6 protein-coding genes are annotated in these 11,512 nt (G+C 32.5%); all 6 read right to left on the bottom strand.

Features of this window, described 5'->3' with window-relative positions:
* Window positions 1-107 precede the first annotated feature (107 nt).
* From HSX10_RS05300 to HSX10_RS05275, 6 genes are read right to left on the bottom strand one after another with little or no spacing between them, the layout of a single operon-like run.
* Window positions 108-2,465 (bottom strand): MFS transporter, encoded by a 2,358-nt coding sequence (locus HSX10_RS05300; RefSeq protein WP_254453201.1) that lies wholly within the window; start codon window positions 2,463-2,465, stop codon window positions 108-110.
* A gap of 5 nt (window positions 2,466-2,470) precedes the next feature.
* Complete coding sequence (locus tag HSX10_RS05295) at window positions 2,471-3,964, bottom strand: glycoside hydrolase family 30 protein (protein ID WP_173587164.1); 1,494 nt, start codon at window positions 3,962-3,964, stop codon at window positions 2,471-2,473.
* Window positions 3,965-3,985: 21 nt separating this feature from the next.
* A complete protein-coding gene (locus tag HSX10_RS05290; RefSeq protein WP_173587163.1) occupies window positions 3,986-5,263 on the bottom strand; it encodes a glycosyl hydrolase family 17 protein in 1,278 nt (425 codons plus the stop codon).
* A gap of 14 nt (window positions 5,264-5,277) precedes the next feature.
* Entirely contained in the window at window positions 5,278-8,745 is a 3,468-nt protein-coding gene (locus HSX10_RS05285; RefSeq protein ID WP_173587162.1) for a 1,3-beta-D-glucan phosphorylase, GH149 family, read from the bottom strand.
* A 47-nt stretch (window positions 8,746-8,792) separates the two neighbouring features.
* A complete protein-coding gene (locus HSX10_RS05280) occupies window positions 8,793-9,608 on the bottom strand; it encodes a glycoside hydrolase family 16 protein (RefSeq protein ID WP_173587161.1) in 816 nt (271 codons plus the stop codon).
* A gap of 30 nt (window positions 9,609-9,638) precedes the next feature.
* Window positions 9,639-11,507: an Ig-like domain-containing protein gene (locus tag HSX10_RS05275; RefSeq protein ID WP_173587160.1), complete on the bottom strand. Its 1,869-nt coding sequence runs from the start codon at window positions 11,505-11,507 to the stop codon at window positions 9,639-9,641.
* Window positions 11,508-11,512 lie beyond the last annotated feature (5 nt).

The raw sequence follows: 11,512 nt of genomic DNA, 5'->3' as shown, positions 1-11,512 counted from the left end.
CATTCTTAAAATCAGTATTTTACATAATATTTTTATAAGCTCTATTTCCCCTAATAATTAGTTTGTAGTGGTAAAGTAGTGGTAATAATTAACTGAAGTTAAAACAATTACACTTTGCGCTTTTCTTTTTTATTCCAAATCCCCCAAGAGGCACCAACATCTCCTTCCGTTCCTATTTTCCATGACTCATCAAAAGAAGAAAAATGAAAAATATCAATGCCTTCTTTTTTGGCCCATTCTTGAGTTTGCACAAAATACTTCATTGCATTTACTTGCGACGGATGAGCATCTTCTACCGTTTGTCCTTGACTTGGCCATCCTGTTTCTGTTATAATAACTTTTTTATCTTTAGCTACTATTTGTGTAATTGCATACATCTGTCTTAAATGTTGAAAAGCATCTTCTATACTATAACCTTCCCAAAAAGGATAACAGTTTGCTAAAACTACATCTACAGCATCTACTAATCTGGGATGTTTGTAATATTCGTAATAAGTATCGGCATAACCTATTTGTACATTATTAAAACCGGATAACTCTTTTCTAACCCTATTTATATATGTTATTAATTCATCTTCCGAAATTTCATTACGAAGTAAAACTTCATTCCCTACAACTACAATATCTACATAACCTTCTTTTGCCAATGTAACAAGACGTTTAATCTCCCTTTCATTTCTATCTTTATCATTACTAATCCATGCACCAACCATAGATTTTAAACCTTTATTATGTGCTACTTTAGGTATTAATTCATTTCCTTCTGTACAAGAAAAAGAGCGTATCCAAGTTGTATATGGTGTAATAATACCCATACGTCTTTTAATTTGAGACTCCGATAAAATATCATCCGTATTTTGTCCTTCTACATAAGGACTAAAACACAAACCATGTAACTTATGATTTAATGTATTTCGATAAAGCGATTTAAGATCCTCAACCGTTTTATCTGTAAAATCAATTGCTTTATAAGCTTTTAAGTGTATTTTATTATTTAAAATAGACGCCATATTATCCCCATTAACTTCATAAGGAGAAACAAAAGCATTTATTTTCTTTTTAATCTTTCTGTTATTTAACTCTTGTTTAATTTCTAGTGAACGCTCTTCTGTAAGATCATAATCTCTCATTACATACATTGCAATAGCGGTACCCAATATAGGAAGTGCCGAAAAGAAAAATCGTAAACCTTCCACTGCTCCTTCAGGTTGTGTTAGCGCATCTGGTGTAAAATCTACTAAATACATTATTAAACCACTTAAGCCTCCTGCAATAGCAAATCCGAATTTTACCATCCACCAATATATAGCTCCAAAAATCCCTTCACGTCTATGCCCAAAATTTAGCTCATCTAAGTCACAAACATCAGCCGTCATCGACATCATAATTGTAAACAATCCTCCAATACCAAAAGAAAAGAAAGGCAAGGCAATTAAAAACAAGTACGGTTTTCCAGGAACAAAAAGAAACCAAAGTAATATATAACCAACAATAGATATACCTTGAGAAATCAAAAAAGCATTTTTCTTCCCTAAAGTTTTAGATAACTTAGCTACCACAGGAATAACCATAAAGGTCGTAACCAAAGCACCAACACTACCAAACAACGTAGGCCAAATCCATGCTTTTCCTGCATCACCATCAAACAAATAATAAACAATTATAAAAAATGAAAATGCAGCAACAGTGTTAAAAGCATTATATATAAAAAAGGTAGAAATACATAACTTTCTAAATTGCACTATTCTAAAAGCTTCTTTAAATCCTGTAACGATTTGATTTAGACTACTACCAATGTTTCTTATAGTCAATGGCACTAAACTATCGTCATGAAGCGTTGATTCATCTTTAATAAATAAAGCAGGAACCATTGCTAAAAGTGCACAAATAACAGCTACCCAAATAGCTAAAGTTCTAGTTGCCACATCACCAGATTCAAACCATGCAGGATCATACATAACCACCCATAACCAAGGTGCTAAAACCCAAGCCCATTGTCCTATCCACTGAGAAACAGCCATAATACTTGTACGTTCATGAAAGTCATCACTCATTTCGTAACCCATTGCTACGTAAGGAACACTAAATATGGTTAATCCTAAGTAAAAAATTAAGGACCAAATAAGGTAGTACCAAAAATTATAATCGAGAGTATTTTCTCTATGTAATTGCCACATAAAGGCAAAAGAAATCCCCATTATTATTGCTCCTATAAACACATAATGACGTCTTCTTCCCCATCTAGATTTTGTATTATCCGAAATAAACCCCATTATAGGATCTGTAATAGAATCGAAAATACGCGGTAAAAAATACAAAACTCCCCACATCCAAGTAGGAAAACCGAGATCCTTTACCAAAACTACCATGAAAATACCTAAAGCCGCAGGAAACATTTGATTTGCCAACATACCCAATCCAAAGGCAATCTTTTTACCCATTGAAACTTTTTTGGTTACTTCCATAGTTTCTAATTTTTATTTGGTATAATAATAGTTTGAATAGCTTGTTTACTAATAGAAATTGCTACAGTTTCATCACCAAGAGTTAAATCGAAACTTTTAGCTGTAAAACCTTCATTAAAAAGCACCACTGCTATAGAGCCATCCGGATTTTTAGCTGCAGTTACCTTTAAAGCTTTATCCCTATTTTCTACTCCAAGTATTACAGATCCTGGTCGGATATATTTACTAAAATGAGCCATAGTATAATATAGAGGTGTAAAGTAAACCTCATCTTTTTCAGGGTCTACAATAACTGGTGCTACACACCAATTTTCAAACCAGTTTGGCCCACCTTTGGTATCTAAAACCATATTCCAATCTACCCAACCGTCAACCCAATTGTTTAGACAACCAATAATATCTCTTGCATATCTATTAACAGGTGCGTATTTAGGGTGTAAATGTTTATCTTCTGCTGATGCCCAATCCCAACCCCAATCTGTGGCTTCTTTTTTCCAGTACCATGCATCATCTTGCCATTTAGGAATTTCAGAATCTACACAACCTTCCGTTTCTATTAGATACTTATTTGGTGCTTTTTTATGCGCATACTGTAACGTTTCTGGTAGAACTTCATTAGTACTCTCATACCAATGTATTGCCGTTCCTGCAAAATATTTTGAGGAAGCTTCATCTTTAAACATTTCGTCTACCCATTCATTTAAACCTCCTCTATTTTGATCGTACCCTAAAATGTTTACATCTCCAAAACCATCGGCCTCTAATTTTGGCCCTAAATGATTCGCTACAAAATCCGTTTCTTCAGCTGGAGTAAAATGCATACTCTCCCAATTATTCCCATTTCCGTGTGGTTCATTAACAGGAGTTAAACCCCAAATATTAATACCTTCTGCTTTATATGCTTCAAGATATTTTGAAAAATATAACGCAAATGTATCGTAGTATTCTGGCAGTAATTTTCCACCAACAAATGCTTTATTATCTTTCATCCATGGTGGTGATGTCCAAGGAGATGCAATTATATTAAAACCATCTTTTGAAATTGCTTGCGCTTCTTTTATCATTGGAATTAAATCCTCACGATCTTCTTCAATACTGAAACTCTTCATTTCTAAATCTTCCGGCTCTGGAGCGTATGTGTAATTGCTTAACGCAAAATCACAAGATGCTATATGTGTTCTTGTTAATGAATAACGTGCACCATCTTCCGCAAAGTAAGCTTGTAAAATAGTATCTCTATTTTTTTTGCTCAACTTATTTAATAGGTAAGCAGAGGACTCTGTAAACGAACCTCCAAAACCAGTAATAGTTTGAAAGGTTTGTTCTGGTAGAATTTTAACTATTGTAGATGTATCTGCTTTTATGAAATTCTCAACTTTAGTTAATTTATTACCACTAGCTGATGTTTCGTAAACTTCCACCTCTAATTCTTTTACCGTTTGACTACAACTCATCGTAATTAGTATCAAACCATAAATACCATATTTTAATGTTTTCATAGTATTATTACTTTAAATTTATTATTCGTTCTTGGAAGGTGGTACTAAAACAGTTTTCATTAAACTGTCTTTATTACCTTCATATGTTTTTGTTATAGGATTACCATTTCTGGTTAAACCATTAAATACTCCTTGATCTACCAAATCCCAAATTGTGTATTTTGCTTTGCCTGAAATAGTAAAAAGTCCAAAATGGTTTTCAGAGCCATTTGGATGTGTTGCATCTTTCCATTGCTCATTAAAAGCTTCAAAATAAAAACAAGATATACCTGCTTTATTCGTCCAATCTCTCATCTGATTATAATATAAACTTTGCTTGTATTCATCTGTTGCTTTAGAGCCATTAGCCCCATAAAACCCTTTAGAAGTGGTTGCCCAACCTGTTTCTCCTATATGTATTGGTTTATTTACTCCTAAACTTCTCATGTAATTAGCAACACTGTCATATTGTTGCTTTGCAAACGTAATGGCACGCTCCATAGCTGCATCAACTTTTTCTTCTTTTGAAAGCTGCTCTTCCTCCATTGGAACTCTCCAAAATGCAGGATTATAGTGTGTATTATGATAAGGATAAGTATGCATAGAAATATAATCTACCGTTTTAGCAAGTTTTGCTAAATCTTCAGTATGATAGCTAGCGTCACCACCTCCCCAAGAGGTAAAATCGTCTGAACTTGTAATCCATATATCTTTTGAAAGCTTCCCTGTTGCCTTTAATTCTTGTAAATGATTTACCCATTTTAAAATAATATGAGGCTCTACATAATAACTTGTTGCCCATTTTATCATGGCTTCATTACCAACTGCTATTACTTTAACAATATCTGGATATTGATTGGCCAATGCTACAGCACGTGCTATTTCAGACTTGTTATTAGGACTTTCTATATTATGATCTACTGGCTGATCGGTCCATGCATTTACGCAATCAATCCAAGCACCTAGCATTACATACATTTCAAAATTTGGATCCTCTACTTTAAGTTCTGAAATGGCCTTTAAAACATTAGAAGCATGCGGAAATGACTCTTGTACATTATAGGTTCTAATAATTTTAATTCCCATAGCAGCCAATATTTTCATATCCTCTTTTAATTCCTCTATAGATGGTTGTACCGTTCTTGATTGCGCTCTATACCCTCCATATGAAATTGCCAAGTAATTGGAATTGCCTAATATATCTTTAGCTGTCATTTCTTTTTTTATTTGAATTATAGCTTCTGTATTTTTTTTATTTTCATTGCAAGACATAGTAAACAAAACAACAATGGAAAGCAATATGATTATATTTTTTTTCATTGGTAATACTTATACTATTTTAAACAATCCGAATTAATACTTACGTTAATTTGAATGACCTCACCTACACGATTAAATACAGAGGTACTAGTAACTACATCAAGACTTAAGTTATGAAACACTTTAACCGTTTCATCTTTAAAAGTAACTTCAACGCAATTTTGATCTGCTATTTTATAGATAATTGGAACTTGACAATAGGTATATGCCAACTCGTTTTCTTGTAATGAGATACTCTTTTTTTGGTGCTCTAGATTGATATAATGAAAAGTTTTATCTTCCTCTAAAAACTCATTTTTACGCAATAAACATGGGTTAAAATAAAGTTTTCCTTCTTCAACAAAAGCGCCTAATTCCGCAAAACGACTAAGTACATCTTCTTTTACTTGACCTGTCATACCTGGTTGTTGTGCTCCTTTTCCTGCAGGAGTATGCGAATAAGGATCTGTTGGAAAAGCTCCATATAACTGTGGAGATTTATGCACTCCTATACCTTCATTAATTTCGTAATAATGCTCTAATAATCTTCCAATTATATCTTTATTTTCTTTATTATCAATAGCTATTAAACAACATTCAAGAGTTGCTAATTGTAACTTAGAAACCATATGCCAATATATAGAACCTAAACCTTCATAGCCATAAAAAGTACCTGATCGGCCTGTAAAAGCTTTATGATTAAAAACACCTTCAAAGATTTGTAGTATGCTTTTTTCTTCTTTATTCGCTAAATCCTCATATTGTGTATGCTCTAATTTTTGAAGTCCAAGTTTAAGGTCTTTAGCATTTTTAAAATTGCCATTAAAATGATAATTTCCATTTTCATCTTGTTCAATAATTTGGGTATTACCAACCTCTACTAATTGCTGTAACAGTTTTGAATTTCGGACACTAGAAGATGGTACTATATTTCGTTCCATAAAACCTTTAAGTTTTTTATTTGGATATAAAATATAACTGTATTGATCCTCTCTAAAAAGTTTACTATTTTTAAGACTATCTAATACTTCTAAACTCTCTTTTGAAGACAAATACCCAGAACTTAAAACAGCTACTTGGCCTTCTAACATTTCATCTAAATAAGCTATAGACACACTATTATCTGCATTAAGCGTCATTAAATTATAAGCATGATATAGATTATCTGCTCTTTTATTTGCTTTAATAGAGTGTTCTAGAAACTCTAAACTTACTTGAACAAATTCTTTTATATCTTGGATTGCTAACTCTGTTTTTCTACCAGAAAAAGCTTGATTATATATTTCACTTCTATAGTTACTAGCAGCTTGCCCTAGTTGGTCCATAATTTGTTTACGAACCGAATCTGAAATAGTACCTGAAAGTACATTTTGATTGGTTTTAAATGTATCTGTAACCGCATTAAAAAACACGAGTAACTCATTAGAAACTTCTACTGATTCTGTTTCTACTTTAGAAAATACAGAGTCAAAAAACTTTAAAAAACGTCTTAAATAATACAGGGTTACCATGGAAACACCATTACCAACTAAAGCATTATTAGCATCATTCCACTCTGGACGTTGTGTATTCATCCAAATACCTCCTTCTGGAATAAAATTAGATAGCTTTGCTAAGGCTGTTGCTAATATTTTTTCAATAAAATTTGCTTTTACAATAAATCTATTTTCATCTCTTAAAAGTGCACCATCTGCACCTATTTGTGCTCTTTCTTCTCTAATACTTGCATCCAATTTTACATCAAACTCAATAGTGTCTTTTGGATTTTTAAGTATATCCTCATATGCTTTTATTTTATAAGGTACATTAGCATATACAAATAAGTCTTTATTAAAAAAGCTTTCTAATTTTCCTGGTTTATAGTTTTCAATAAACTCCAAAAATTTAAGTAAATAAATAATTTGATGATCTCCCCAATACCCGATGTAAGACCAAGGATCATCAGGCTCAATAGTTTCCCAATCAAAGCCCTCTTTTGTTACTCTATAAGGATTATACCCATCAAAAGTAGTAGCATTTAAGAATTTATGAATCATACTCTCCATAAATTCAGGATAGGAATGTGCTAAAGCTTCCCAGTTTTGAAAGATATCTCTCCAATTCCCTTCATAATCTAATATTTTAGAACCGTCTACCTCACTTTGTGTATTTATAGAAAACTTATTCCATGGTCGACTAGGATCTCCATGACGACGGCTAAATTTTAATGGTAAATACTCTAAACACAAACGTCTAAAGTTTTTGTTTTCGGATTTATAACCAATATCTTGAAGTAAAGACAGCGAAAATGTATTTGGCAATGCTTCTACTATATCTTCAGCTATTCTAGAAACTTTTCTATTTGCTTTAGCTAAGTAATTTTTAAAATCCCATTTTTCAATCTTATAGCTATCATCAAAAATACCGCCACGCATTATATTAAAAAGCGTGTTAGCAAAATGTCTAGTATCTCTATAATTATCAGATGTTAATTGTAAACCATCCGTGGCTGCGTTTAGCGCAATTAATTTTTCGGTTCCTAAAGCGATATCTTTTTTAACGGTTTTTAAGATATCCTTATTAGACTTAATGCTATTGGATAATTCAACTACCGCCGATTGATTTTTATTAACATTAGCTACCATTGCCCATTGTTTAGCTTCTTTTGAAACCAAACTAACTTCTGCATTAATAAAATAAGCACCTTTTTCTGCTTTTACATCTTCTTCTTGATGTATTGGTTGAAATTTCCTAAAATTATTAAGTTGCAAAGAAGACAGTAAATATTTTGGATTATCAAAACCTGTAGACCAAACAATATTTGCTTTTAACGCTTCACTTGGTTCTGCTTTATCTACAATAATTGCACTTAAAGCAAAAATACCTAAACCTGTTTCCGTTAGTAACTCACTTCTTTTATAAGCATCTACCAAATTACTACTTCCATTTTGTAAGTCGCTACCAACACCATATGGTAAAATATTTTGAATCCCATCTAAAACCGAAACACTAACTTCTGTTTCTGCATTATTAATTAGTTTAGACGTTTTTACAAAACCATATTTATCACTTGAAGCCCATTGGTATCTATAGGTTATTTCTAAATCTAAATTCTCTTCTTCAAAAATTATTGCGTTACCGTAAACACTTTTGTATAGGTTACGTTTTACAACATAATTATCTTCAAAACGAATTGAAAATGGTTCCCAAATATAGGTTTCTCCATTTTTAGTGACCTGAAAAATAGATTTAGGACCAGTAATTTCTGAAGACTCTGTTATTTTATCGTCTGAATAATAAGGAAATAAAGCAAACTCAGAATTTTTTCTTCCTGCTGTTAATCCTCCATTGCTAGAAATAAACATCCAATGGTTAGAATCACTTACCATACTCATAAAAAACGGACGCATTTCATCATTATTAGAAATTTTGAAATAGCTCTCGTTATCTATAATAACAGATTCTAAATTGACTTCTTTATTTATTTTTGATTTATTAGTAAATGTGGTAGTATTATTGGTCATTGGTAATAAAATTTGTAATTGTATTATAATTTAAAAGCGAAATTGAATTAATCTGCAGAATACACTCTAACGTAATCTACAAGCATTTCTTGAGGAAAAACGGTTGCATCATTTGGTGAACCAACATAACCTCCACCTACAGCAACATTTATAATGATATAAAACGGATGATTAAAAACCCAATCGCCAGTAACATCTGTAGGTTTAATTTGATTGTATAACACATCATCTACATAAAAATTAATATAATTTTCTCCCCACTCAACACCAAAAATGTGAAAGCCAGTATCAAATCTGTCATTTTCTAGTTCATAAGATTTGGTTATAGATTCTCCTCCTGAATATTCTGGACCATGAACCGTTCCATTTATTAAAGTAGGTTCCTGACCTCTATTTTCCATAATATCTATTTCTCCTATTTGAGGCCAAGATTGTGTACCACCAGCATCTTCTCCTAAAAGCCAAAATGCTGGCCAAATACCTTGTCCCCAAGGCAACTGGATACGTGCTTCAAAGCGTCCATAAGTTTGCTCAAATTTGCCACTAGTTAGTAATCTTGCTGAAGTATATCCAGAACCCATATAAGATTCTTGTCTTGCAATAATTTTTAATACACCATCTTCTACAATAACATTTTCAGAACGATCTGTATAATATTGCAACTCGTTATTTCCCCATCCATTAGAACCTGTTCCTATATTGTAATCCCATATATTAGAATCTGGAGCACCATTAATATCAAAATTATCTTCCATAACCAAATTATCAAAATTGGTTACGGTTTGCGTTTCATCAGTATCGCAAGCTATCAGTAACACCATTGCTAATGCTAAAAAAGAGCTTATATATTTTAGTTTTTTCATGAGTATTGTTTAAAAATTAAAGAATAGTATTTAGTTATAGAAATAGATATTATCTAAATAGACATCTCCATTTCCATCAAATTTAAGCTGTATAATATTTGCTAAATCTACTGGTGAAAAATCTGCTAAAGGAATATCTAAAGTTACCCAACCACTTGTTGGTGCCGCTAATGCTTTAGCAGCTTCCACGGGACCATCACTAATTAAATATGCATTTAATGCAGATGAATTAACGGTATAATAATCTAGATGTAGATATGTCATTCCTGAAACATCTTGCGTACTACCTAATTGAAGACCTTGGTAGTTTAAATCTGTATATTTCAATGTATTATTACCTGCAATACTTTCTTCTGTTACTACCGTATTTTGGCCCCAATTAGGATTTAACTCTGAACCTGCAACGTTAGTATATGCATCACTAAATACAGAGATAACATTAGCCTCATCTATTGTAGGTGTTGGAGCAGCAGTGGTAGGCTCCGAAGAAATTTCATAAAAATAAATATTATCCACATAAATATCTGTTATTGTAGCATCTGAAACAAAGACAACCTGCGCTAAATTAGCTCTACTAGTCAATCCTGTAAATTCTGAAATAGGAACATCAATACTCACCCAATTGCCATCTGACAATGTTGTATTAGTTAAAGTGATTTCACCAGCAGTATCATTCTCTCCTCCAAAATCATCATCTACTCCAATATCTTGTAATTTTACAGTTAAAAAATCTCCTGCCTCTACCGCTCCTTGCACTTGAATATCTACATGAAAGTGCGTCATCTGAGAAACATCTATTGTTGGTACATCTTCAGAAAACTGAATACCTACGAAATTTAACTCCGAATATTTTATAATTTCATCTCCATTAACATTGATATCATTTTGACCTAAGGTAGTTTGATAAGGTGCCCAATAACCATTGTAATAATCTACAGGCTCACTAGTATATGCATCACTAAAAATAGAAATAACATTTTCTGGATTTTGTGTAGGTATTGGGGCTGCTGTAAATTGACCTTCGGAAGTAATAGTTAATGAACCTAAAGCATCTACATCATTTGAAGTTGCAGAAACTACAGCTGTACCTGCTCCAATTACAGAAACAACTCCCAACTCACTAACTGTAGCGACACTTGTATCTGACGAAGTGAAATTAAAATAACCTGGAGCAATTGTAACCGTTTGATCTGCACCTGTACTTAAGTTTACAGTATTTTGCATTGAAGTTATTGGTAGATCAACACCCGAAAATGTATTCACTACAATATCCTCTCCTCCAAAAATAGAAGGTCTATATTGTGCTATAGTACCTAATTTCTCAAACTGTAATTCATCTATCCAAAAGGTATAACCATTATTATTTTCAGGACCTTCAGCATACCAAAACAAACCACTTTCTTGTGTTAATTTGGAAGCATCAGGAATAGCAATAATATACTTTTTCCAATTGGTAGCTAAATTAAGACCAGATAAGGTTACTAAAAATTTATTTTCGTCAAAATCTTGACCAAAACCAATTTCGTTAATTGTACCTGCTTGACTAGATTTAGCCCAAAAGGTTAAAGCATCATAACCAGATAAATCTCTTCCACCATTATCGTCTCTAAAAATAGCACCTGCATACGAACCATCCGAGTCTCCATAATTAGGGACATCAAAACGCATGGAAGCAGAACCACTATAAGTATCCTCAGTATCTACCGTAAAGGCATCGTTATCCGAACCACCAAAAGGATAGTACTCCAGCCCACTACTAAATCCGTCAATAAAAATTTCTGGATCATTAGTAAAACCAACTTCAGAAGCCTCCTCTGAAATATCTCTTTCACAACTTACTACAGTGGCTAAAACCAACACAAAAAGCATTGTGATTTTTGAATTAATATATGTTTTCATTTTCA

Source organism: Winogradskyella undariae (assembly GCF_013285155.1).
Taxonomy (GTDB): Bacteria; Bacteroidota; Bacteroidia; order Flavobacteriales; family Flavobacteriaceae; genus Winogradskyella; species Winogradskyella undariae.
This window is presented reverse-complemented; position numbering and strand designations above follow the sequence as displayed.